General features: G+C 51.8%; 1 protein-coding gene. It reads left to right on the plus strand.

Going from position 1 to position 392, the window contains the following annotated elements; translation table 11 throughout:
• Positions 1-10: 10 nt before the first annotated feature.
• Positions 11-392, plus strand: a 382-nt coding sequence (locus NE664_15380) for a hypothetical protein (protein ID MCQ4728014.1), incomplete at its 3' end; no start/stop codon positions are given.

Raw genomic sequence — 392 nt, forward strand, 5'->3', positions numbered from 1 at the left:
GGAGGAGGAATTGGGGCGGTTTAAGTATCTGGCCATAAGAAAAGGGGAGGCCGGCTGGCTGATCACCTACAGCTTTGAAAATCCGGCAGAGGCTGCGGAACAGGGGCAGGATGCGGATATCCATGTGGTTGTCTGCCAGGAGGCGTTAAAGGTTCAGGATATTGCCGCTTTGCAGAAGCTGGAGTATTTAAATCTGGATCATACGGAACTGCCCGAGGGCAGTCTGGAGACACTGGAATCCTTAAAAATGATTACCTGTGACTACATACAGCTGGACATGCTGCGCCTTGCACTGGGAAGCAGAGCCCAAAATCTGGAGCGGTTGAACGCTTCTCATTTAAAGAGTCTGGAAGAGCTGTCCGGTTTTCCAGGCCTGAAAGCGCTGGAAATGG

The organism is Anaerotignum faecicola (assembly GCA_024460105.1).
In the GTDB taxonomy this organism is placed as follows: Bacteria; Bacillota; Clostridia; order Lachnospirales; family Anaerotignaceae; genus JANFXS01.